The sequence below is a fragment of the Cupriavidus sp. PB-02 genome, from assembly GCF_058252315.1.
Genome location: NZ_CM177694.1, coordinates 4,080,793 through 4,102,604 on the forward strand (window position 1 = coordinate 4,080,793; position 21,812 = coordinate 4,102,604).

22 protein-coding genes are annotated in these 21,812 nt (G+C 67.8%); 14 read left to right on the forward strand and 8 right to left on the reverse strand.

Translation table 11 applies throughout. The annotated features are described in order from the left end of the window. Positions 1 to 72 precede the first annotated feature (72 nt). The 5 genes from AC10V3_RS19195 (at position 73) to AC10V3_RS19215 (ending at position 6,397) form a co-directional block, all read left to right on the forward strand. Complete coding sequence (locus AC10V3_RS19195; RefSeq protein WP_022536873.1) at positions 73 to 1,776, forward strand: AMP-binding protein; 1,704 nt, start codon at positions 73 to 75, stop codon at positions 1,774 to 1,776. A gap of 22 nt (positions 1,777 to 1,798) precedes the next feature. Further along, a complete protein-coding gene (locus tag AC10V3_RS19200) occupies positions 1,799 to 2,185 on the forward strand; it encodes a DUF488 domain-containing protein (protein WP_022536874.1) in 387 nt (128 codons plus the stop codon). 55 nt (positions 2,186 to 2,240) lie between these two features. Next, a complete protein-coding gene (locus tag AC10V3_RS19205; RefSeq protein WP_022536875.1) occupies positions 2,241 to 3,485 on the forward strand; it encodes a nucleoside recognition domain-containing protein in 1,245 nt (414 codons plus the stop codon). A gap of 400 nt (positions 3,486 to 3,885) precedes the next feature. Next, the gene (locus AC10V3_RS19210) at positions 3,886 to 5,997 is read left to right on the forward strand and encodes an FUSC family protein (RefSeq protein WP_022536876.1); all 2,112 of its coding nucleotides are present in this window, start codon (positions 3,886 to 3,888) and stop codon (positions 5,995 to 5,997) included. Between the two features lie 121 nt (positions 5,998 to 6,118). After that, complete coding sequence (locus AC10V3_RS19215) at positions 6,119 to 6,397, forward strand: DUF1488 family protein (protein WP_013958269.1); 279 nt, start codon at positions 6,119 to 6,121, stop codon at positions 6,395 to 6,397. A gap of 60 nt (positions 6,398 to 6,457) precedes the next feature. On the opposite strand, the gene AC10V3_RS19220 is transcribed toward AC10V3_RS19215, so the two are convergent. Further along, a complete protein-coding gene (locus AC10V3_RS19220) occupies positions 6,458 to 6,928 on the reverse strand; it encodes a universal stress protein (protein ID WP_349609771.1) in 471 nt (156 codons plus the stop codon). 236 nt (positions 6,929 to 7,164) lie between these two features. On the opposite strand from AC10V3_RS19220, the gene paaA reads away from it, so the two are divergent. The 7 genes from paaA to AC10V3_RS19255 all read left to right on the forward strand — a co-directional run bounded on the left by paaA (position 7,165) and on the right by AC10V3_RS19255 (position 12,708). Then, positions 7,165 to 8,184: a 1,2-phenylacetyl-CoA epoxidase subunit PaaA gene (gene paaA, locus AC10V3_RS19225; protein ID WP_022536878.1), complete on the forward strand. Its 1,020-nt coding sequence runs from the start codon at positions 7,165 to 7,167 to the stop codon at positions 8,182 to 8,184. A 37-nt stretch (positions 8,185 to 8,221) separates the two neighbouring features. After that, positions 8,222 to 8,509: a 1,2-phenylacetyl-CoA epoxidase subunit PaaB gene (paaB, locus tag AC10V3_RS19230; protein WP_349609769.1), complete on the forward strand. Its 288-nt coding sequence runs from the start codon at positions 8,222 to 8,224 to the stop codon at positions 8,507 to 8,509. A gap of 9 nt (positions 8,510 to 8,518) precedes the next feature. Continuing rightward, positions 8,519 to 9,373 carry a 1,2-phenylacetyl-CoA epoxidase subunit PaaC gene (gene paaC / locus AC10V3_RS19235; RefSeq protein WP_022536880.1) on the forward strand — a complete coding sequence of 285 codons (855 nt, stop codon included), beginning with the start codon at positions 8,519 to 8,521 and terminating at the stop codon, positions 9,371 to 9,373. A 31-nt stretch (positions 9,374 to 9,404) separates the two neighbouring features. Continuing rightward, a complete protein-coding gene (gene paaD / locus AC10V3_RS19240; protein WP_349609767.1) occupies positions 9,405 to 9,977 on the forward strand; it encodes a 1,2-phenylacetyl-CoA epoxidase subunit PaaD in 573 nt (190 codons plus the stop codon). 27 nt (positions 9,978 to 10,004) lie between these two features. After that, the gene (paaE, locus tag AC10V3_RS19245) at positions 10,005 to 11,093 is read left to right on the forward strand and encodes a 1,2-phenylacetyl-CoA epoxidase subunit PaaE (RefSeq protein WP_349609765.1); all 1,089 of its coding nucleotides are present in this window, start codon (positions 10,005 to 10,007) and stop codon (positions 11,091 to 11,093) included. A 194-nt stretch (positions 11,094 to 11,287) separates the two neighbouring features. Beyond that, the gene (locus tag AC10V3_RS19250) at positions 11,288 to 12,082 is read left to right on the forward strand and encodes a DUF1835 domain-containing protein (RefSeq protein WP_022536883.1); all 795 of its coding nucleotides are present in this window, start codon (positions 11,288 to 11,290) and stop codon (positions 12,080 to 12,082) included. 8 nt (positions 12,083 to 12,090) lie between these two features. Next, a complete protein-coding gene (locus tag AC10V3_RS19255; RefSeq protein ID WP_022536884.1) occupies positions 12,091 to 12,708 on the forward strand; it encodes a TetR/AcrR family transcriptional regulator in 618 nt (205 codons plus the stop codon). Between the two features lie 30 nt (positions 12,709 to 12,738). Here the strand turns inward: AC10V3_RS19255 and kefC are convergent, their stop codons facing one another. Further along, on the reverse strand, positions 12,739 to 14,550 hold the full coding sequence (kefC, locus tag AC10V3_RS19260) for a glutathione-regulated potassium-efflux system protein KefC (RefSeq protein WP_022536885.1): 1,812 nt from the start codon (positions 14,548 to 14,550) through the stop codon (positions 12,739 to 12,741). Next, positions 14,547 to 15,101, reverse strand: a complete 555-nt coding sequence (kefF, locus tag AC10V3_RS19265) for a glutathione-regulated potassium-efflux system oxidoreductase KefF (protein WP_022536886.1) — start codon at positions 15,099 to 15,101, stop codon at positions 14,547 to 14,549. The genes kefC and kefF overlap by 4 nt, the downstream gene beginning before the upstream one ends. 333 nt (positions 15,102 to 15,434) lie before the next feature. On the opposite strand from kefF, the gene AC10V3_RS19270 reads away from it, so the two are divergent. Then, positions 15,435 to 16,133 carry a GNAT family N-acetyltransferase gene (locus AC10V3_RS19270; protein WP_022536887.1) on the forward strand — a complete coding sequence of 233 codons (699 nt, stop codon included), beginning with the start codon at positions 15,435 to 15,437 and terminating at the stop codon, positions 16,131 to 16,133. Positions 16,134 to 16,200: 67 nt separating this feature from the next. On the opposite strand, the gene AC10V3_RS19275 is transcribed toward AC10V3_RS19270, so the two are convergent. From AC10V3_RS19275 to AC10V3_RS19295, 5 genes are all read right to left on the reverse strand, one after another. After that, positions 16,201 to 16,695: an Lrp/AsnC family transcriptional regulator gene (locus AC10V3_RS19275; protein WP_010813460.1), complete on the reverse strand. Its 495-nt coding sequence runs from the start codon at positions 16,693 to 16,695 to the stop codon at positions 16,201 to 16,203. 1,069 nt (positions 16,696 to 17,764) lie between these two features. Then, positions 17,765 to 18,367, reverse strand: coding sequence for an EF-hand domain-containing protein (locus AC10V3_RS19280; RefSeq protein WP_022536888.1), 603 nt, complete (start codon positions 18,365 to 18,367; stop codon positions 17,765 to 17,767). A gap of 155 nt (positions 18,368 to 18,522) precedes the next feature. Next, the gene (locus AC10V3_RS19285) at positions 18,523 to 19,224 is read right to left on the reverse strand and encodes a type II secretion system protein N (protein WP_022536889.1); all 702 of its coding nucleotides are present in this window, start codon (positions 19,222 to 19,224) and stop codon (positions 18,523 to 18,525) included. Positions 19,225 to 19,325: 101 nt separating this feature from the next. Beyond that, the gene (locus AC10V3_RS19290; RefSeq protein ID WP_022536890.1) at positions 19,326 to 20,546 is read right to left on the reverse strand and encodes a globin domain-containing protein; all 1,221 of its coding nucleotides are present in this window, start codon (positions 20,544 to 20,546) and stop codon (positions 19,326 to 19,328) included. A 96-nt stretch (positions 20,547 to 20,642) separates the two neighbouring features. Then, the gene (locus AC10V3_RS19295; protein WP_022536891.1) at positions 20,643 to 21,095 is read right to left on the reverse strand and encodes an RrF2 family transcriptional regulator; all 453 of its coding nucleotides are present in this window, start codon (positions 21,093 to 21,095) and stop codon (positions 20,643 to 20,645) included. A 215-nt stretch (positions 21,096 to 21,310) separates the two neighbouring features. Here AC10V3_RS19295 and gspG point away from each other — a divergent pair, with 215 nt between their 5' ends. Continuing rightward, a complete protein-coding gene (gene gspG / locus AC10V3_RS19300; protein WP_022536892.1) occupies positions 21,311 to 21,793 on the forward strand; it encodes a type II secretion system major pseudopilin GspG in 483 nt (160 codons plus the stop codon). The last annotated feature ends 19 nt before the right edge of the window (positions 21,794 to 21,812 follow it).

Consider the following 21,812-nt stretch of genomic DNA (forward strand, 5'->3'; position numbering starts at 1 on the left):
TGACCCAACCCGAACCGCCTTCTCTTCTATATATAGGCGTCGAATACGATCAGAGCAGTTGAAGGAGACAAGATGACCCAACCCGTGAAGCCCGGCCTGTCGCTGGTTGCCGGCAATCCCGACATTCCCCTTTCCGACGAGACGATCCCTGCACTGCTGGCCCGGGCCGTCGCGGCAAACCCCGGCGGCCCGGCCGTGGTGTTCCGCGAGCATGGCGTGCGCTGGAGCTGGGTCGAGTTTGCCGACCAGGTCGACCGCCTGGCCAGCGGCCTGCTCCAGCGCGGCATCCAGCCCGGCGACCGCGTCGGTATCTGGGCGCCGAACCGGCCCGAGTGGCTGGTGACCCAGTTCGCCACCGCCCGCATAGGCGCAATCCTGGTCAATATCAACCCGGCCTACCGCCAGGCCGAACTGGAATATGCACTGAACAAGGCCGGCGTGCGCATGCTGATCACCGCCGCGCGCTTCAAGACCAGCGACTACCTGGGTACGCTGCTGGCGCTGGCGCCGGAGTTGGCCCAGGCGGAACCCGGCGCGCTACGCGCCGCGCGCCTGCCTAAGCTGCAATGGCTCGCGCGCATGGGTGCGGAGGCCACGCCAGGCATGCTGAACTACGAGGCGCTGCTGGCCGAGCCGGATGCGGTCCGGCTGGACGCCATTACCGCCACCCTCAGCCCGCACGACGCCATCAATATCCAGTTCACGAGCGGCACCACCGGCAACCCCAAGGGCGCCACGCTGACCCACCACAATGTAGTTAACAACGGCCGCTTCGTGGCGATTGCAATGCGCTTCGGGTCCAGGGACGTTTTGTGCATCCCAGTGCCGCTCTATCACTGCTTCGGCATGGTGCTGTCGGTGCTGGCCTGCGTTTCGGTCGGGGCCTGCATGGTCTTTCCTGGCGAGGCTTTCGATCCGCTGGCGACCATGGAGGCCGTCAGTGCGGAACGTTGCACCGCCCTGCACGGCGTGCCAACCATGTTCATCGCCCAGCTCGACCACCCAGAGTTCAGTCGTTTCGACTTCTCCGCGTTGCGCACCGGCATCATGGCCGGCGCCCCCTGCCCGATCGAGGTCATGAAGCGGGTAGTCGCCGATATGCACATGGCCGAGGTCACCATCGCCTACGGCATGACCGAGACCAGCCCGGTCTCGTTCCAGAGCGCCACCGACGACCCGCTCGACAAGCGCGTCTCCACCGTCGGCCGCGTGCAGCCGCACCTGGAGTGCAAGGTGGTCGACGCGCTCGGCCAGATCGTGCCGACTGGCACCACCGGCGAGCTGTGCACTCGCGGCTATTCCGTGATGCAGGGCTACTGGGAAGACGAGGCGCGCACGCAGGAGGCGATCCGCGACGGCTGGATGCACACCGGCGACCTGGCCACTATCGACGACGAGGGTTACTGCAATATCGTCGGCCGGGTGAAGGACATGCTGATCCGCGGCGGCGAGAACATCTATCCGCGCGAGATCGAGGAGTTCCTGTTCCGCCATCCCAAGGTCCAGGCGGTCCAGGTGTTCGGCGTGCCTGACCAGAAGTACGGCGAGGAAGTCTGCGCCTGGATCGTGCTCAAACCCGGCCAGATCGCCACCGAGGAAGAGATCCGCGCCTTCTGCCGCGACCAGATCGCCCACTATAAGATCCCGCGCTATATCCGCTTTGTCTCGGAAATGCCGATGACTGTCACAGGAAAGGTGCAGAAGTTTGTCATGCGCGACACCATGATTCATGATCTGGGGCTTGAGGCAAACGCGAAGCCCGACGCAACCGCGTAGGCGAACATCAGCGGGATCATCCATGACCATCCGAATCGTAAAACTGGGTTCGCCACGCGCGGCCGATGAAGGCCTGCGCATCGGCACGGTACGGCGGCCGCCGCGCGGCGTGCCCAAGTCCGAGTTTGCCAGCCGCGATTTCTACGATGTCTGGTATCCCGCGCTGTCGCCTTCGCCTGAACTGGTGGCACAGGCGCTGGCGGCCAGCGACGACAAGGAATGGCGCGCGTTCGTCAGGCACTTCCGCAAGGAAATGGCCGAACCCGAAGCGAGCCGTACGCTCGACCTGCTGGCCGCGCTGTCGCACCAGACCAACTTCTCAGTGGGTTGCTATTGCGAAGATGAGGCGCATTGCCATCGGTCCATACTGCGCGAGTTGCTGGCCGAACGTGGGGCCGTGATCGGCTGATCCTACGCTGTGCCGGGGGCAACCCCGGAGATCCCTTCCCAGCATTCGCAATCCGATGGCCCTGAACGTAGTCTGGCTCGGTTTTTTCCTGATTTCCTTCCTCGCCGCCTGCATCCGCCTGGCCAGCGGCGACCTTGCCGTCTTCCCGGCGATGCTGGCCAGCCTGTTCGACAGCGCGCGCACGGCCTTCGAGATCGCGCTTGGCCTGGCCGGGGTGATGAGCTTGTGGCTGGGCATCATGCGCATCGGCGAGCGCGCCGGCGTGGTCGATGCCTTTGCGCGGCTGGTGAACCCGCTGCTGCGCCATTTCTTTCCCGGCGTGCCACAGGGCCACCCGGCGCAGGGCGCGATGATGATGAACGTGTCGGCCAACCTGCTCGGCCTGGACAACGCCGCCACGCCGCTCGGCCTGAACGCCATGCGCGAGTTGCAGACGCTGAACCGGCGCCCGGACGTCGCCACCGACGCCCAGATCATGTTCATCGTGCTGAATACGGCCGGGCTCACGCTGATCCCGACCTCGGTGATTGCGATCCGTCAGGCGATTGCGGTCAAACAGGGCCTGGTCGGCTTCAATGCCGCCGATATCTTCCTGCCGACGCTGCTGGCGACGGGCGGCTCATGCCTGGCGGGGCTGTTGGCGGTGGCCTGGGTACAGCGGCTCAACCTGTTGCAGCCGGCCGTGCTCGCGGCGTTCGGGCTGGTCGCGGCGCTGCTGGGCGGCATGTTCGCCTGGCTGCACCACGCGCCGCCGGAGCAGGTCGGCAGCGTGACCGCACTGGCAGGCGCCGGCTTTATCCTGTCGCTGATCACCCTGTTCCTGGTCTGTGGCGCGCTGCGGCGGGTCAATGTCTACGAAGCCTTTATCGATGGCGCCAAGGAAGGTTTCGGCGTCGCCGTGCAGATCATTCCTTATCTGGTGGCGATCCTGGTCGCGATCGGATTGTTCCGGGCGACAGGCTGCATGGACGTGCTGATGGGCTGGCTCACGCTGGGCTTTGCCTACCTGGGGGTCAATACCGATTTCGTGCCAGCCCTGCCGGTTGGACTGATGAAAATCCTGTCGGGCGCGGGCGCCCGAGGGCTGATGGTCGACGTGATGACGACCTACGGCGTGGACTCGTTCCAGGGCCGGCTGGCAGCGATCATCCAAGGATCGACCGAAACCACCTTCTATGTGCTGGCGGTTTATTTCGGCAGCGTCAATGTGCGCAACACCCGCCATGCGCTCGGTTGTGCGCTGGTGGCGGATGCAGCCGGCATCTTTTGTGCTGTTTGCGCCGCTTATCTGTTCCGGTAGTGCATTTCGCGCCGCAAAATTCCACCCTGTTGCATCAACGCAACGCTATTGTGCTTATCGCCAGACATTAACACATGGACGACTTGGTGCGTCGCAACAAAGCGTGTATAGTGAAGTCTGTCTCCTCCACCACCTCGGTGGATTCCAGCCCACGCACAACCTGCGTGGGTTTTTTTTGCCCTGTCGCCGGCCACTGCAACCGGCGTTGCTGATATTAGGCGGGACAAGCGCTGAATTTGTGCTTTGCGCACCTCGGCGGGCTTGCGACGCCCAGTACCGGTGCAACCACCCGCCGGAAGCGGCCCCGATGCCGGCTTTGTTGCACCGCACCAACCTGTGTCGTAGAGTGGCTAGACGATGGGCGGCCAATCCGGCCCCGCCTTCGTTACTTCCGGCCCGCATGTTCGCCAACGCCCGCCTGATCCAATACTGGCCCGAAACCGCGCTGCTCCGACGCGGGACCATCTATGCGCTGTCGTTCCTGGCATTGGCCGGCGTGGGCTGGCTGACCGGCGAGCAGGGCTACCTGTGGTCGGCCACTGCCTCCATCTGGACTTGCCTGGCGGACCGGCCGGGGACCGCGTCGGCGCGGTTCTCAAGCGTGGGCGCGGTCGGCATCGGCGGGGCAGTGGCGAGTGCGCTGGGCGCCGCGGTGGCACCCACGCCGTGGCTGGCCGTGCTGGCCGTCATGGCGGGCGGTCTCGCCGCGGGGCTGGCGGAAACGCGCGGCCAGGCCAGCGCGCTGGCAGCCAAGCTGCTCTATGTGGTGCTGGTGGCCGCATGCCTGCAGCCGATCACCGGGCCGGACCTGGCAGCACAGGCACTGCAGGGCGGCCTGGACTACCTGCGCGGCGGGGTGTTCGCTTGCGTGGCATGCCTGGCGCTGATCCCGTCCGCACGCGACGAACGGCCGCGCGCCGAAGTACTGGCCACCTACGATGCCCTGTTGCGGTTCGCCGCGGCGCTGGCGGACACGTCCCACGGCAGCGACCTTGCCGCTTGCAAACAGGACGTCCGCAACCGGATCGAAGCCGCGCGCCTGGCCATCGCTGCGCGCCGCAGCCTGCGCGACACCTTCAGCCCACTGCACCATGCCTATGCGGTAGGCGTGGCCGACGCCCTGTTCGCCCTGCTGATCGTTGCCGGCGAACTACGCGAGCGCGCCGGCGCCGTCCACGGCCTGCCCCTGCGCCATATCGCACGCAGCGTGGCCGATGCCCGCGAGCAGGTCAGCCAGGCACTGGATCGCCACGCACCCGACCTGCCGGCACTGAGCGCCGCACTGCGCCACGAACTGCGCCGCCTGACCGCGCCGGGCGCCAACACCGGTGCCCCGCCTTCCTATCACTCAGCGTTATCGGCCCTGGCGCGCCACCCCGATTTCGATACCTGGCGTGCCGGCTTTGCCTGGCCACGCCGGGGCCTGAGCCATGGCCTCGGCCGCATGCTGCGCGCGCTGGCCGACCACGCGGCACGCGACGCTCTGGCCGCGCGCCACGCCCTGCGCCTGGCGCTGGCCGGCAGCCTCAGCCTGGTGCCGGCGCAGCTATGGCACCTCGACCACGGCTACTGGGTCGCGGTGACGGTGATCATGGTGCTCAGCCCGCAGCTGCAGACCACGCGGCAGGTGTCGCTGAAGCGGTTCGCCGGATCGCTGGCTGGCGCGCTGGGCGCATGCGTGATCGGCCTGCTCCATCCGGCGCCCGCGGTAGCTCTGGGCATCAGCTCGGCCTTCCTGGCCGGCGCCTACGCCAATCGGCTGGCCGGGCAGCCGGGTGCATTCGCCTTCTGCCTGACGCCGGCGGTGATCCTGTTCTCATGGGTGGGCGCACCGGCCATCGACAGCAGCCACTTTGCCGCGCTGCGGGGGATCGACACCGCGCTGGGCTGCCTGATCGCGCTGGCCACGTACTATGTACTGGCCCCGCGTGTGGAAATGTCGCGCGTGTTCCGCCACGCCGTCGACGCGGTGGCGGTCAATGCGGTCTACCTGCGCGCCGCCCTGGCCGCCAGCCGAGTGGCCGATGCGGCCACGGCGCCGGCCGTGCCGCGCCTGGAAGCCTTGCGCATCGCCGCCGGCCGTGCATCCACCCGCGCCGAGCACACGCTGGCCCAGTCCGCCGCCGCCCTGGCGCCGGACTATGCGGGCGCCTACCAACGGGTGCATGCGACCGCGCGCCGCATGGCGGCGCTGGCAGGGGTGGTGCGAGCGGGGGTGGAGTCGGGCGCTTTTACGCTGCCCGCCGGCACCGAAGTGCGCGCGCTGATGGCAATGCTCGAAGCGCAACTGGCCGAGCTGGCAATGCGCCCGGGCCTGGCCGAGCGCGCCGGCACCGCCGAACCCACGGTCCTGCCGCGCTGCGCCGCAGGCGCCCTCGACGCCTTCCTGGCCGAGCAGGCCGACTATGCCGCCGCGCATCTCGCCGCCGCGCACGCCGCGGTAGCGGACCTGCGCGCGCTGGGGGTCACCGCGCGCCCGCCGCTGGGGCGCCGGCGGGCGCACAGTGGCTGATCGAAGGGAAGCAATCTGGCAGCAGCGCCGGCCGCCGACGCACGCGCGGCGAGGGAAGCCTTTACGGAACGCGACGATGACCTAGAATGATCTAATACCCGCCGCCAGCACGAGGCACGCCATGTCAGACATCACGTTCCCTCGCAGCCTCCCGACCTACTGCGCAGCCAGCCTGACGCTGTCCTGTCCCGCCACGGTCAACGGCAGTCCCACCCTCTATTCCGTCACCGCCGAGGCCCTCGAGGCCCATTTCGGCGCGCGCTCGCCGCGTGAGGAGGACCTGGTCGCCGCGTTCACCAGCAACCGCCAGCGCATCGAGCGCCTGGCCGAAAGCCTGTTCGAGCTGACCGAGGCGCGCGAGATCGTGCTGCGCAGCGGCCATTTCCGTTTCGCTGGCTGATCTGCACCGGATTCCGATCGAAGGCGCCAGGGGCGATGCCGCCCCGGCGCCCGCACGCGCTCAGTCTGCCTTGGCTTCGCCGCGCACCAGCAGCACCGGCATGGTGGACTGGCGGATCACTGCCTCGGCCACGCTGCCCAACATCAGCCGGCGCACCCCGCGCCGGCCGTGCGTGCCGATCACCAGCAGGTCGGCGCCCCACTGGCGCGCAGCCTCGTTGATCGAGGCACCGATATCGCCGGGCACCGGTGCTTCGCTGACCAGCCGGGTTTCATGCGCCACACCGGCCGCTGCAAGCCGCTGCGCCGCCGCTTGCAGCGCACGCTGGCCGCTTTCCTCGAACGCCTTCTGCAGTTGGCTCGGGTCGTAGTAGCCGGCATCGAACATGGGCATGAAGTTGTCGACGACATAGATCGCCAGCACGGTGGCGCCGCCCGGGCCCGCCACGCGGATGGCCTCGCCCAGCGCCAGCTCCGACGTGCTGCTGCCGTCCACCGCTACCACGATCTTGCTGTATGCCGCGCTTGCCATATGCGTTACCTCCGTAGACAGGTCTGGAACAGAAACAAGAAGGCGGCGGCAACGCCGCCCACGCTTCGATACTACACGTGCGGCAGTCGCCACGTGCCTGGTCGGATCAAGGCATCAGCACGGGAAACGGCCTCCACCTTAAATTGACCGACCGGTCGGCTTATATATAATAGGGCCAGCCGCCGCGCCCGGAACGGACCTGACAAAAGCGCGGCACCCCCGCGAGAGGAGGCCCCATGTACACCCAGAGTCTGGACCTGCCCGGCCAGCACGCCGAACCAGGCCAAGCCCACGCGCCCCAGGACGACGCTGCCCGCCAGGCCGCGTTCGATGCATGCATGGCCGCCGACGGCAAGATCGAGCCGCAGGACTGGATGCCCGCCGCCTACCGCAAGACGCTGGTGCGCCAGATCTCGCAGCACGCGCATTCCGAGATCGTCGGCATGCTGCCCGAGGGCAACTGGATCAGCCGGGCCCCGTCGCTCAAGCGCAAGGCGATCCTGCTGGCCAAGGTGCAGGACGAAGGCGGCCACGGCCTCTACCTGTATTCCGCCGCCGAAACGCTGGATGCCTCGCGCGACGACCTGGTCGACGCGCTGCACAGCGGCAAGGCCAAGTACTCGTCGATCTTCAATTACCCGACGCTGACCTGGGCCGATGTCGGCGTGATCGGCTGGCTGGTCGACGGCGCGGCCATCATGAACCAGATCCCGCTGTGCCGCTGCTCGTACGGCCCGTATGCGCGCGCGATGATCCGCATCTGCAAGGAAGAGTCGTTCCACCAGCGCCAGGGCTTCGACGCGCTGCTGGCGATGATGCGCGGCACCGACGCCCAGCGCGAGATGGTGCAGGACGCGGTCAACCGCTGGTGGTTCCCGGTCCTGATGATGTTCGGCCCGCCCGACGCAGCCTCAACCAACAGCACCCAGACCATGGCCTGGGGCATCAAGCGCATCTCCAACGACGACCTGCGCCAGAAGTTTGTCGACGCCACGGTCGAACAGGCGCGCGTGCTCGGCGTGACCCTGCCCGACCCCGGCCTGCAATGGAATGCCGAGCGCGGCCACTATGACTACAGCCCGCTGGACTGGGACGAGTTGTGGCGCGTGATCAACGGCGACGGCCCCTGCAACAAGGAGCGTCTGGCCACCCGCGTCAAGGCGCACGAGGACGGCGCCTGGGTGCGCGAGGCCGCGCTGGCGCACGCCGCCAAGGTGGCCGAACGCGCAGCGCGCGAAAGCCGCGCCGCCGCCTGACCCCCCAACCCCGTTAGCGAGGACGGAGGAGACAACGATGAACCGCAAGGAATGGCCGCTGTGGGAAGTGTTCGTGCGCAGCAAGCAAGGCCTGGAACACAAGCATTGCGGCAGCCTGCACGCCGCCGACGCGCAGCAGGCGCTGCACATGGCGCGCGACGTCTATACGCGGCGCCAGGAAGGCGTGTCGATCTGGGTGGTGCCGTCCGCGGCCATCACCGCGAGCGTGGCCGAGGAAAAGCCGGAGCTGTTCGACCCGATGGCCGACAAAATCTACCGGCACCCGACGTTCTACCAGCTGCCCGACGAAGTCAATCACATGTAAGGGCCCCGCATGATCACTGCGCCCCCACCACCCACTGCGCCCGCCACGCTGGACCACCTGCCGCCGGCGCGCACCGCCGCGCTGCGCTACTTGCTGCGCCTGGCCGACAACGCCCTGGTCCTGGGCCAGCGCAACGCCGAATGGTGCGGCCACGGGCCGGTGCTGGAAGAGGACATCGCTCTGGCCAATATCAGCCTGGACCTGATCGGCCAGGCACGTCTGCTGTACGGCCGCGCCGGTGAGCTGGAAGGCGAGCTGACCGGCCTGCCCCGCCATGAGGACGACTACGCCTACTGGCGCACCGAGCGCGAGTTCCGCAACTGGACGCTACTGGAGCTGCCGCACCGCGGCCCGCTCGCCGGAAACGCGGCCGCCGAGCGCGACTACGCCGTCACCATCATGCGCAACTTCCTGTACAGCGCGCTGATGGTCGAGCTGTGGCAGGCGCTGCTGGCGAGCCGCGACGAGCAGGTCGCCGCCATCGCCGCCAAGTCGGTCAAGGAAGCGCGCTACCACCTGCACCACGCCGCCGGCTGGGTGGTGCGCCTGGGCGACGGGACCGAGGCATCGCACGCACGCATGCAGAGCGCGCTGGAGCACCTGCTGCCCTATATGAACGAGTGCTTTGCCGAGGACGCGGTGGAAACCGAAGCCGCCGAGCAGGGCATTGGCATCGTCACCGCCACGCTGCGCCCCGCCTGGGACGCCACCGTCGCCGAGACGCTGCAAGCCGCCACGCTGACGTTGCCGCCGGCCACGAGCTTTGTCTCGACTGGCAAGCACGGCGTGCATTCCGAGCATATGAGCTACCTGCTGGGCGAGATGCAGGGGCTGGCACGTGCCCATCCGGGTGCGCAATGGTAAGCGCACGCTTCGCCGCCAAGGATTGGCCAGCATGAAAGTCGCCACCCTCCCCCGCCGCAGCGATGGCGCCGCCGACGGCCCCACCGACGACCGCCTTGCGCGCGCGTGGGCGGCGCTCGAGGCCGTGCCTGACCCGGAGATCCCGGTGGTGTCGATCCGCGAGCTGGGCATCCTGCGCGATATCACCGCCGCATCGGACGGCCCCCTGGAAGTGGTCATCACCCCGACCTACTCCGGCTGCCCGGCAATGTCGCAGATCGCCGAGGACATCGGCCAGGCGCTCGACGATGCCGGCCTGGCGCCTTGGCGCATCCGCACCGTGCTGGCGCCGGCCTGGACCACCGACTGGATCACCCTGGCCGCGCGCGAGCGCCTGCGGGAATTCGGCATCGCGCCGCCGGGCCAGTGCGGCACGGCCGCCGCCGCGCAGGAGCTGCGCTTCGTGCCGCGCGCCGCCCGCGCCGGCGCGCCCGACACCGTGGTCTGCCCGCGCTGCGGCAGCGTGCATACGCAGGAGATCTCGCGCTTCGCCTCGACCGCATGCAAGGCGCTGTACCGCTGCCTGGACTGCCGCGAGCCGTTCGACTATTTCAAACCCTACTGAGCCCCGCCGGGCCGAAGCCAGGCTGCCATGACCCCACAGTTCCACCCGCTGCGCGTAGCGCAGGTGCGCCCCGAGACCGCCGACACCATCTCGATCGCATTCGAGGTGCCGGAGGCGCTGCGCGACGCCTACCGCTTCACGCAGGGCCAGTTCCTGACGCTAAGGGCGCCGGTCGATGGCAAGGACCTGCGCCGCTCGTACTCGATCTGCTCGGCGGTGCAGGACTATGACGAGCACGGCGAGCTGCGCGTGGCCGTGAAGCTGGTCGAGGACGGGCTCTTTTCCTCGCACCTGCATGACTCCATCGCACCCGGCCAGGTGATCGACGTGATGACACCCGACGGCCGCTTCCATGTGCCGCTCGATCCCGCCGCCGCGCGCCACTACGTGGCCTTTGCCGCCGGCAGTGGCATCACGCCGGTGCTGTCGCTGATCCGCACCACGCTGCAGGCCGAGCCGCTCAGCCGTTTCACGCTGGTCTATGGCAACCGCAACGTCGACAGCATCATCTTCTCCGAGACGCTGGAGGACCTGAAGAACCAGTACCTGGCGCGCTTCACGCTCTACCACGTGCTGTCACGCCAGCCGCAGGAGGTCGACCTGTTGCACGGGCGGCTCGACCATGACCGCGTAACCGCCTTCCTGCAGACGCTGATCCCGGTGGACGATATCGACGCGGCCTTTGTCTGCGGGCCAGCCTCGATGATCGACGAGGCGGAGGCGGCGCTGCGCGATGCGGGTCTCGATCCGCACCGCATCCATGCCGAGCGCTTCGGCGTGCCGCTCGCGCAGGCCAGGCGCAAGCCCGCCCCCGCCCACACCGATCATGCCGGCACGGCCGAGCTGGTGGTGGTGCTCGACGGCAAGCAGCACAGCTTGCGCCTGCCGCTGGAAGACGCCAACGTGCTCGACACCGCGCTGGCCGCCGGCCTGGACCTGCCTTTTGCCTGCAAGAGCGGCGTCTGTTGCACCTGCCGCGCCAAGGTGCTGGAGGGCCAGGTGGAGATGGAAAAGAACTACACGCTCGAGCCGTGGGAGATGGAAAAGGGCTTCGTGCTCACCTGCCAGGCGCGCGCGCTGACGCCCCGGGTGGTGGTCAGCTACGACGAACGCTGACCCGGACGCTGAGGAGGCGCCGCGGCCGTGGCGCCTCGTACGCGTTCAGACAATCGCCGGCATTGGCCGGGTATGGAGCAACACCGCCCGTGATTACAATGGCGGCAGACCGGCATCCGGCTGGCGCGATGCTTGCGGGAGGATGACCGGCTGGCAGTGCCAGCGAACCGTCCCACCCATATACAATCACGGCCATGCAATATATCCACGTCGTCAACGGTGATGTAGCAGGCACGACCTTGCGCCAGGCCCTGGCCCAAGCAGCGCGGCCCGACCCGGTCGTAGTGCTGCGCGACGACCTCGCGGTGGGCCCGCTGGCCGACATCGACAGCACCGGGCTGATCCGCTCCGGCTTCTGGCAGCGGGTGGCCCCGCACACGGACATCGACTTCGCCGCCGAGATGCGGCAGGCGCTGGACCAGCTCCAGGCGCTGCGCCAGGACGACATGGAAGTGGCGATCTGGCACGGCCAGAGCGCGGCCGACCAGCTGATGCTGCGCCGGGTGGTGTTCCACCTGTACCAGGCGCCGCAACGGATCAATGAAGTCGCGATGGACCTGCGCGAGCTCGAAATGCCCGCGCAAGGCAACCTCGCGGCCATCGGCATGTACTCGCCCGCGCGGCTGGCGCGGCGCTTTTCCACCATCGCGCCGGTCTCGGTGCTGCGGCTGGGGCGGCTGGGCTACGAGTGGCAGCAGAACGTCAAGGAAAACGCCGACGTGCGCCTGTGGAAAGGCAACACGCTGGTGCCGGCGGCGTACCACACCATCGACGAGATCATCATGGAGCGCGCCCCGCTCGATTGGACCCCGGCGGCGCAGGTGGTGGGCAGCGTGATGGGCGCGATCGAAGGCCTGCTGGCCAGCGACTGGTTTGTGTTCTGGCGCTGCCGCGAGCTGATCGCCATGGGCCAGTTGGTGCTGCGCGGCAGCGCCGACTCGCTCGAGACCTGCGAACTGCGCCGCCACTCAGGTACCGGCGGCGAATAATCATCAATATGGCCCGTACCAAGGCACCCGATTTCGAGGCGCAGCGCGAACAGATCCTGGACCTGGCCGCCGCCGCCTTCGCCAACAGCAGCTACCCCAGCACCTCGATGGCCGACCTGGCCGCCGCCTGCGGCACCTCCAAGGCGCGGCTGTATCACTATTACGAGAGCAAGGAAGCGATCCTGTTCGACCTGCTGGACCGCTACACGCGCCGGCTGATGCTGCTGGTCACCGAAGTGGAAGCCGACGCCGAACGCCACGCCCGCAGCGACAAGGAAGCCTTCGCCAACCTGATCCGCGCCTTCCTGGCGGAGTATGAGACTTCGCAGACCCGCCACGTCGCGCTGATCAACGACGTCAAGTTCCTGGCCGACACCCAGCGCGACCTCATCCTCGGGCGCGAGCGCGACGTGGTGGCCGCCTTCTCGCGCCTGCTGCGCCGGGCCTATCCGGAACGGGTCACGCGCGATAACCAGACCGCGCTGACCATGACCGTGTTCGGCATGATCAACTGGACCTTCACCTGGCTCAAGCCGGGCGGACGGCTGTCGTACGCGGAGTTTGCCGAGATGGTGGTCGACCTGCTCGAAGGCGGTCTGCCCGGGCGGGCCGCGGCGGGGCGCTGATCCCGCCAGTCCCGCCCTGCCTCCAGGACCTCAGGTCCACTCCGCTTCTTCCCGCTGGCGCCGCTGCTCGCGGTCCTGGCGGAACATCTCCTCCAGCTCGTCGCGTGCCTGGTGCGCCAGCGAGACCAGCTTTTTCTGATCCGTGTAGTGCGGGTAGAAGCGGTCGATCGCCTGGATGTTGTGGCGCCGGAAACGCAGCGCCACGTTGCGCGCCTCGGCCGGGTCGAAGCCCAGCCCTTCCAGCACGCGCCGGCCCAGCATCAGCGAACCCTCGAACATCTCGCGCTCGAACAGGTGCACGCCGCGGTCCTTGAGCTGGTAGACGTGCGACACATGGCGCGCCCGCGCGTAGATCTGCAGCTCCGGGAAGCGCTCGCGCACGCGGTCGATCAGTTGCAGGCTCTCGTCCATGCCGTCGATCGCCACCACCAGGATGCGCGCACGGGCGATGCCGGCGGCTTCCAGCAGGTCCAGCCGGGTAGCGTCGCCATAGAAGACCTTGAGGCCATACTGGCGCAGGAACTCAATCTGGTCCGGGTCGTGGTCCAGCACCGTGACGCCCACGCCCTGGCTGTACAGCAGCCGCCCGATGATCTGGCCGAAGCGCCCGAAGCCGGCGATCAGCACCGGATTGTCCTGCGGCGTGATGGTCTCGCCCGGGCGCGCGCGGCGCCCGCCCAGGCGCGGCGCCACCAGTTGGTCGTAGGCCAGCAGCAGCAAGGGCGTGGCCACCATCGACAGCGCCACCACCAGCACCAGCAGCGCTTCGGTCTCGCGCGCGAGCAGGCCCGCGCCGCCGGCGACGCCGAACACCACGAAGGCAAACTCCCCGCCCTGCGAGATCAGCAGCGCGAACAGCAGCCGCTGGCCGCGGGCGACGGCGAAATGCCTGGCCAGCAGCGCCAGCACCACGGTCTTGGCGGCGACAAAGGCCGCCACCAGCCCGAGCACCAGCCACGGCGAGCGTGCCAGGATGGCAAAGTCGATCGACATGCCGACCGCCATGAAGAACAGCCCCAGCAGCAGGCCCTTGAACGGCTCCAGGTCGGCCTCGAGCGCGTGCCGGTATTCCGAGTCGGCCAGCAGCACGCCGGCCAGGAAAGTGCCGAGCGCCATCGACAGGCCCACCGCGTCCATCATCAGCGCGATCCCCACCACCAGCAGCAGCGCAAACGCGGTGAACATCTCGCGCATGTCGGTGCGCGCGATAAAGCGCAGCGCCGGCCGCACCAGGTAGCGGCCGCCGGCAACCACCAGCCCGATCACCGCCACCGCCTTGCCCGCGGCCAGCCAGCCGGTCGCGCCCGCCGCGCCTTCTGCACCCTGGGTGGCCAGCAGGGGCAGCAGCGCGATCATCGGGATCGCGGCGATGTCCTGGAACAGCAGGATGCCGAAGCTGGCCGCTCCCGCCGGCGTGCCGAACAGGTTGCGCTCGGTCAGCGTCGCCAGCGCGATCGCGGTCGACGACAGCGCCAGGCCGAGCCCGGCCACCAGCGCCACCTGCCACGGCGCGCCCGCCAGCGCGGCGGTTACGCCGATCACCAGCGCGCACGCGGCCATCTGCGCGCCGCCGAAGCCAAAGATGCTCCGCCGCAGCGCCCACAGCTTGCGCGGCTCCAGCTCCAGGCCGATCACGAACATCATCAGCACCACGCCGAACTCGGAGAAATGCAGGATCGACTCGACATTGGTGACCAGGCGCAGCGCGAACGGCCCGATCGCCGCCCCCGCCAGCAGGTAGCCCAGCACCGCGCCCAGGCCGCTTCTGCGCGCCAGCGGCACCGCCACCACGGCCGCGACCAGGAACACCAGCAGCGCAATCAGGAAGTCGTGCTGGTTCATGCCTGCACCTCCGCCGGGGCCGCATCGGTGCCCAGCCGTCCGCAGACATGGGCGATATGGTCGGCCAGCGCCTGCGCGTCGGCATTGTCGGCATCGTGCAGCACCACCGGCGGCAGCCAGTTCATGCCGCACAGCGAGGTGGTCTGCTCCAGCGGCAGCAGAAAGTCCTCGATCGGATGGCCATGGCTGCCGTCCGGCCCGTACGAATCGGCAGTACCACCGGCGCTGACCACCGCCAGCATCGACTTGCCGCGCAGCGCCGTGCCGCCGGGGCCGAAGGCCCAGCCGGCCTCCAGCACCTCATCCAGCCAGAGTTTCAGCAGCGCCGGCACGCTGTACCAGCGCACCGGGTACAGCAGCACGACCGTGTCCGATACCGACAGTACGCGCTGCTCGGCGACGACGTCGATGTCGTAATCCACATAACTGCGATAGAGGTCGCGTACCTGAACCTGCGGCAACGCCGCCAGCGCATCGGCCAGGGGCTGGTTGACGCGCGAACGGCTGGGCGTGGGATGCGCGTAGATCACAACGATTGGGGGCTCGGTCATCGGAAGGCGATCGGCTGGTAGGAGGAAGCGGAAGATACGGGATGCGGCGGCCGATTGCGGCGTTGCACCAAATCCACAACTGATGGCGCGCAACAAATCATCACATTTATTCAAACCGTTGATTTTATTTGATTTATCGCGCGCATGAGGCGATACGCAGACCTGTTGCGGCGCAGGAAGCTTACGCCGAACTGACAATTCCACTACAATACTTTTCGCACTGTATCAAGATGGTGTTTCCCCCGAGTCTTGCACCGAGCCAGGGAAAAGCGCCTGGCGGAACACCAACGCAGTGCTATTTTTATCTGTGACTGCATCAGGAAGGAAATAATCGTGAACCCGCTCGAACTGAGCAAGGCCGTCGGCGCACTGACCGACGAAGATCTGCGCAAGGCAGCCGAAGCCGCACAGGCCACCCACCGCGCCACCGTCCTGGTGCGCGAGTTGGCGGCCCATCACCGCTCGCGCCTGCTGAAGCATTTCCTCGCCCTGGGCGAGGAGGATCGCCTGCTCCGTTTTGGCCAGTCCGTGGGCGATCACGTGATCGAAGCCTATGTCGACAGCATCGACTTCGACCAAGACTCCGTGTTCGGCGTCTACGACGACAAGCTCGAGCTGGTTGGCGTGGGGCACTTCGCCAACCTGCGCGACAACGCCCAGGGCCGCGTCGCGGAGTTCGGCGTGTCGGTATCGCGCAGCGCCCGCGGGCGCGGCATCGGCAGCGCGCTGTTCGAGCGTGCCGCGATACACGGCCGCAACACCAATGTGCGAACGCTGTACATGCATTGCCTGTCGCGCAACGCGGCGATGATGCATATCGCCAAGAAGGCCGGCATGAAGGTCCAGTACGCCTATGGCGAGGCCGACGCCTACCTGGAACTGCCGCCCGCCGACACCGTCAGCCGCCTGACCGAGGCGCTGGACGAGCAGCTCGCCGACCTGGACTACGCGATGCGCCGCAACCTGCGCGACGCGCGCCGCTTCGGGCTGCGCTTCTGGCGCAGCATGGTGCCGCAGAAGCATACCGCCTGACCCAGCCCTTCGTGGCTTTCCTGCCAGACGGCGCATCGCAACGATGCGCCGTTTTTGTTTCAGGCCGTCAGGCGGCGCCGCCCACCGGCAGCGCGGTGGTGTCCTTGATGCTTTCCAGCGCAAAGCTGGAACGCACATCGATCACCGACGGATGCGCCAGCAGCTGTTCCTGCATGAAGCGCGCGAAGTGTTCCATGTCTTCGACGTAGACCTTGAGCAGCAGGTCCATCTCGCCGGTCATGGCATGGCACGCGGCCACCTCCGGCCAGACCGCGATCGATGCGCGGAACAGGTCCAGCGGCGCCTTGCCCTTGGGCGCGCCGCCATGCTTTTCCAGCCGGACGTTGATATAGGCCAGCAGGCCCAGCCCGATCTTGTTGGGCTCCAGCAGCGCCGCGTACTGCCGGATCACGCCGATCTCTTCCAGCCGCCGGATACGGCGCAGGCAGGGGCTGGGCGACAGGTTCACGCGCTCGGCCACCTCCAGGTTGGTCAAACGGCCGTTGGTCTGCAGCACTTCCAGGATCTTCCGGTCGATCTTGTCCAACTCCACCTTGCTCACGATATTGTTGCTCCGCAATATGTTTATTGGCAATTTTTTTGCGCAAATTTAGCAAGCCGTGCACAAGTACGCAATTTTTTGTTTGGTTGCGCCCGATCCAGCCCCCGTTCGCACCAACCGGCGGCCTCATCGGTCACTCATGCAGCAGCCGGTCGGGCTGGGCAATCCTGTTGGCACGGGCGTATCGCCATCGCGCTCGCCGACCGGGAGCAGGCAAGGATGGTGCCAAGCCCGGCGCACAGGGAAGCGGCATTCTACGGGCGTTTGCCACGCAAGTCAGAAGCTTCCTGGTACACGCAGCGCCCGGGGGCCGGCGGTGCTGCAAAAAGATGCGCAAATCGGGATAGGGGCGGTCAGGTAATCTGACCGGTCCCCTCCCACACCACCTGGCATGCGGGTCCGCACCAGGCGGTTGGAATGGTTGAGGTCGTCGGGCTTGTGTTGCTCCCGACCCGACGCCCAGGCTTGCCTTTGTCCGGTTCGGCGGAACTGATTCCTCGCTGCCGGGGCCTGTCGGGCTTCACCCTATCCACCTTACCGACGAGCTTCGCTCTCGCGAACATCTGAGGCGCTTCACTTCCGATAACCAGAGGGCTCCCCCTCCCATTCCTTCGGCCCTTCGCCGGCAGCTTTAGCTTTCCCAGCCACGCCGCCCAACTACTATGGCCTCTGCTGACTCCTCGCTCCGACTCGACGTCGTTGCCCTTTCAGGCATGAGGCGAGGCCTCCCCAGGTAAGAACGCACTCCTTCACCGCACAGCCGCTGCATTTACGCCACTTCGCCTTGGTCACAAGAGCTTCGCGGTTTCTTGCCCGCTCGCCCTGCTCGGCAGCGCCTTCTATGCAGTTCTTGTCCATCGGCTCGCGATTTACGCTCCACGCTTCCTCCCCACACTCGGTCGCCCTCATGCGGTTGCGCTTCACTTCATTCGCCGTGACCAGCTTATGGCGGGACTTACACCCGCAGGAGTGCGCCCATGCTGGGCGCACAAGAAAAAACGCGCGCCCCAAGGGGGCGCGCGCGCTCACTGTGTCAGCGGCAGGACGTTCTGGCCGCCCTGCCCCGGGATCAGCCGCCGCTGGTGGCCGGCGCACCCGGCGCACTCGGGGTGGCCGGCGCGGGCTGGCTGCCGCGCTGGCCGCGGTCATCGCGTTGGTGGTGGTCGCGGTGCATCTTCTCCATGCCGGCGCGGATCTCGTCGCGGGTCAGCTTGCCGTCGCGATTGGCGTCAAGCTGGTCGAAGCGCTTGGCCAGGCGCGGCAGGCCGGCGTTGGCCTCGGCCTTGGTCAGCGCGCCGTCGCCGTTCTTGTCGGCGGCCTTGAATTTCTCGTCGAAGGCAGCCTGCATGCGGGCGTGGCGCTCGGCCATGGTGGCCTTGCGGTGCGCTTCCATCTCGGCCTTGTCGATCTTGCCGTCGCGGTTGGTGTCGAGCTTGCTGAACCACGCGTCGGCTTCCGCCTTGGAGATCGCGCCGTCGCCATCGGTATCGATGGACTTCATCCACATGCCGCCGTGGCCCATATGGTGATGGTGGCCGTGCCCCGGCTTGCCAGCCTGGCCGGAGGGCGCGGCAGGCGCGCTGGCCTGCGCAAAGGCGCCACCGGCGACCAGGAGGGCGGCCGATGCGGCCAGGAACTGCTTCAGGATCTGCGGCTTGTGATTGCGTTGCATGTCTGGCTCCTTTTCATCACGTTTGGCATGTACGGATTAGAACGCAGACGATGCACGTAAGTTGGCGCTTTTAATACGATGTTACCCGGCTCACAGAAAAGCCGGCACGCCGTAAGGGAACGCAATCCAGTGCGAATATTCGCTTTATCGCCGGGTTAGTTCTTCGGGACCAGCGCGCCCCCGGCGGGGGCCGGCGGGACCATCGCGGGCTGGTACTGGCGGGGATCAGCCATCTGGGGCTGGGCCGGCTGGCTCGGTTGGGTCTGGGGCTGAGGCTGCGGGCTCTGCGGCGGCGGTACCGGCTGGCTGACCACCGGCGCCGGCGGTGGCATCGGTGTCGCCATCGGAGCCGCGGCGCCGGCCGGCGGCGTGGGCAAGGCAGCTGGCGCGGCGGGCGGCGGCGCGGCGCGCGTGGCGCCCGCCTGCAACGGCAGCGCGATCTCCTGGCGCACGCCGTTGCGCTCGATCACGACCGAGCGCTGGCGGATTTCCGCCAGCCGGATCTGCTGCGACAGCGACGCACCGGAACGCACCGCCTTGGGCGGGCCGCCGTCCAGCGACACGATCGCCGCGCCCGCGCCGCCGTCCACCTCAGCCACCACGCCGAGCAGCTGCACGTCGCGGGGGCCGCCCTGCGCCGAGCCACCGAACAGCGTGGCCACCGCACCGGTCTCGACGGCCTCCGTCTGCGCCACGCGCGCACTCTGCGGGACCGGGATGGTGCGCATCGCGCTGAAGGTCAGCGCCCAGTACGTGGCCAGCGCACACAGCGCGATAAACAGCACCAGGCTGGCCAGGCGTGGCAGCCAGGCCGCCGAGGCATCGAAGCGAAAGTCAGGCCGGAGAGAGAGTTGCACGGAACGGTACCCTTGGCGCGGGCGATAACGCAGAAGTGCGGACGCGCCAAGCGTACCAGAGCCTCATGACACTGTCTGTCCCGCTGCCGCTCGGATCAGGCTCAGAGCAGGTCGTCCAGCAGGTCGGGCCCGAACACCTCGCGCTCGATATGCGCCACCGGCACGCCCGTGCTGACCAGCGCATGGCGCAGCGCCTGCATGAAGCCAAGCGGTCCGCACAGGTAGAAGCGGCCGTCGATAAAGCGCTGCAGGTCGGGCTGGCTCAGCAGCTCTGTCAGCGGCATGGTGCCGGCGTGGTCGTAGTCGCGGCCGGCGACATCGCCAGATTCCGGGGCTTCATAGCTGACGTGCGTGGCCAGTTGCGGCAGGCGCTCGCGCGCCCATTGCACGTCGGCACGGTGCGCGTGATGGCGGCCGTTGCGGGCCGCGTGGGCGAACAGGATCTGACGCTGCGAGCCCTGCGCGGCCAGCGTGCGCAGCACCGACAGCATCGGCGTGATGCCGATCCCGGCCGACAGCAGCACCAGCGGGCGGCGGCCATCGAGCGCCGGCGTGAAGTCGCCGAACGGCGCGCTTACCTTCAGTTCCGTGCCCTCGTGGGCGTTGGCGTGCAGCCAGCCGGAGACCGCGCCGGCCGGCGTGGCCTGGTCGCCGTCCTCGCGCTTGACCGAGATGCGCCAGGTCGGCAGCCCGCTTTCGCCCGACAGCGAATACTGGCGCAGCTGGCGCGTACCGTCATCCAGCAGTGCCTCGACGCTGATGTACTGGCCAGGGCGGAATTCGCGCAGCGGCCCGCCGTCAGCGGCGGCCAGCGTCAGCGCAACGACCTGCTCGCCCTGCGCCTCGCGGCGGATCACGCGTACCGGCGTCAGTTCGCCGGCGGCGACACCGGTGCGCTGGTACAGGCGCGCCTCGGCGGCAATCATATCGCCCGCCAGCAGCCAGTAGGCCTCGTCCCAGGCGGCCAGCAGCGGCGGCGTGGCGGCCTCGCCCAGCACCGCGGAGATGGCGCCCAGCAGGTAGTGGCCGACGATCGGGTAGTGCGCGGGGGTCAGGCCCACGGACGCGTGCTTGTGCACGATGCGTTCGATCACCGGCGCCAGCGCCGCCGCGTTGTCGATATTGGCGCCGTAGGCAAACACGGCCGAGGCCAGCGACTGCTGCTGGCTGCCGTTGGCCTGGTTGCCCATGTTGAACAGCTGCGTCAGTTCAGGCCGGTCGGCGAACATCTCGCGGTAGAAATGCGTGGTGATGGCTAGGCCATGCTCGCGCAGCACGGGGACGCTCGCATCGATATAGGGGCGGGAAGCGGCGGACAGCATCAGGTAACACTCCGTTCAATAATCATGCATGTAATATGCATGTTTTTACTCACAATAAAACCGGCGCTCGTCGGCGCCTGCTCGGACAGGGTCCGCTCAGGCCGAACGCCGGTTCAGGAAATCGCGATGCAGCCGGATGATCGACTCGGCCGTCTGGCTGCCGGTGACATCCGCCAGCGTGACATCGTCCAGCGCCCGGTAGAACGCCTGCTCGGCCACGTCCAGCGCGCGCCGCAGCCGGCAGTTGCCATTCAGCGCGCAGGGCGGGTTGTCGCAGTCGATGATCGGCTTGTGGCCTTCCAGCTCGCGCAGGATGGTGCCGATGGTCAGCCGTTCGGCGCCCGGGCCCAGTTGCAGGCCGCCGTGGCGGCCGCGCGTGGCGGTGATCCAGCCCAGCTTCGACAACCGCGCCGCCACCTTGACCAGGTGATTGTGCGAGATATCGAACTGCTGCCCCACCTCGGCAATGGTGATGGGTCGGCTGCCGTCGCCACGGGCGACGTACATCAGCAGGCGCAGCGCATAGTCGGAGAAGCGGGTCAGTTGCATCGTGCCGCCATCTTAAAAAAGATGCATTTGAAATGCAAGTTAAATCCGACGGCCGCCCCGGGCTGTGATCCGGATCAGACTTTGCCGAGGCGCCAACGCCACCCCCCATAAAACAGTCATGTGGCGCCGGTTATACTGACTGGCGAACCCGGCCCGCCGCGTCTCCCAGAGCCGCGGCCAGGGCCCAGCCATCCAAGCAACGAGGTCCACAGACGATGCGCATTTTCACTACCCGTTCCGCCAGCCCTGCCCGTTCTGCATCCGCGCCCGTGCGGCATGCCCGCCGTGCGCGCGGCTTCACCCTGATCGAGATCATGGTGGTGATCGTGATCCTCGGCGTGCTGGCGGCGCTGGTGGTGCCCAAGATCATGAGCCGTCCTGACGAGGCCCGCATCGTGGCCGCGCGTCAGGACATCTCATCGATCATGCAGGCGCTCAAGCTGTACCGGCTCGACAACAGCCGCTACCCGACCACCGAGCAGGGCCTGGCCGCGCTGGTGAGCAAGCCCACCACCGAGCCGGTGCCCAACAACTGGAAGGGCGGCGGGTACCTGGAAAAGCTGCCCAAGGATCCCTGGGGCCATCCGTACCAGTACCTGAACCCGGGCGTGCGCGGCGAGATCGACGTGTTCAGCTTCGGTGCCGACGGCCAGGCCGGCGGCAGCGGCAACGACGCCGATATCGGCAACTGGGAATAAGCGCGGCAGCGCCTCCACC

Coding starts and splice junctions, on each gene's coding strand:
- AC10V3_RS19195 (WP_022536873.1), top strand. CDS start 73: ATGACCCAACCCGTGAAGCCCGGCCTGTCGCTGGTTGCCGGCAATCCC.
- AC10V3_RS19200 (WP_022536874.1), top strand. CDS start 1,799: ATGACCATCCGAATCGTAAAACTGGGTTCGCCACGCGCGGCCGATGAA.
- AC10V3_RS19205 (WP_022536875.1), top strand. CDS start 2,241: ATGGCCCTGAACGTAGTCTGGCTCGGTTTTTTCCTGATTTCCTTCCTC.
- AC10V3_RS19210 (WP_022536876.1), top strand. CDS start 3,886: ATGTTCGCCAACGCCCGCCTGATCCAATACTGGCCCGAAACCGCGCTG.
- AC10V3_RS19215 (WP_013958269.1), top strand. CDS start 6,119: ATGTCAGACATCACGTTCCCTCGCAGCCTCCCGACCTACTGCGCAGCC.
- AC10V3_RS19220 (WP_349609771.1), bottom strand. CDS start 6,928: ATGGCAAGCGCGGCATACAGCAAGATCGTGGTAGCGGTGGACGGCAGC.
- paaA (WP_022536878.1), top strand. CDS start 7,165: ATGTACACCCAGAGTCTGGACCTGCCCGGCCAGCACGCCGAACCAGGC.
- paaB (WP_349609769.1), top strand. CDS start 8,222: ATGAACCGCAAGGAATGGCCGCTGTGGGAAGTGTTCGTGCGCAGCAAG.
- paaC (WP_022536880.1), top strand. CDS start 8,519: ATGATCACTGCGCCCCCACCACCCACTGCGCCCGCCACGCTGGACCAC.
- paaD (WP_349609767.1), top strand. CDS start 9,405: ATGAAAGTCGCCACCCTCCCCCGCCGCAGCGATGGCGCCGCCGACGGC.
- paaE (WP_349609765.1), top strand. CDS start 10,005: ATGACCCCACAGTTCCACCCGCTGCGCGTAGCGCAGGTGCGCCCCGAG.
- AC10V3_RS19250 (WP_022536883.1), top strand. CDS start 11,288: ATGCAATATATCCACGTCGTCAACGGTGATGTAGCAGGCACGACCTTG.
- AC10V3_RS19255 (WP_022536884.1), top strand. CDS start 12,091: ATGGCCCGTACCAAGGCACCCGATTTCGAGGCGCAGCGCGAACAGATC.
- kefC (WP_022536885.1), bottom strand. CDS start 14,550: ATGAACCAGCACGACTTCCTGATTGCGCTGCTGGTGTTCCTGGTCGCG.
- kefF (WP_022536886.1), bottom strand. CDS start 15,101: ATGACCGAGCCCCCAATCGTTGTGATCTACGCGCATCCCACGCCCAGC.
- AC10V3_RS19280 (WP_022536888.1), bottom strand. CDS start 18,367: ATGCAACGCAATCACAAGCCGCAGATCCTGAAGCAGTTCCTGGCCGCA.
- AC10V3_RS19290 (WP_022536890.1), bottom strand. CDS start 20,546: ATGCTGTCCGCCGCTTCCCGCCCCTATATCGATGCGAGCGTCCCCGTG.
- AC10V3_RS19295 (WP_022536891.1), bottom strand. CDS start 21,095: ATGCAACTGACCCGCTTCTCCGACTATGCGCTGCGCCTGCTGATGTAC.
- gspG (WP_022536892.1), top strand. CDS start 21,311: ATGCGCATTTTCACTACCCGTTCCGCCAGCCCTGCCCGTTCTGCATCC.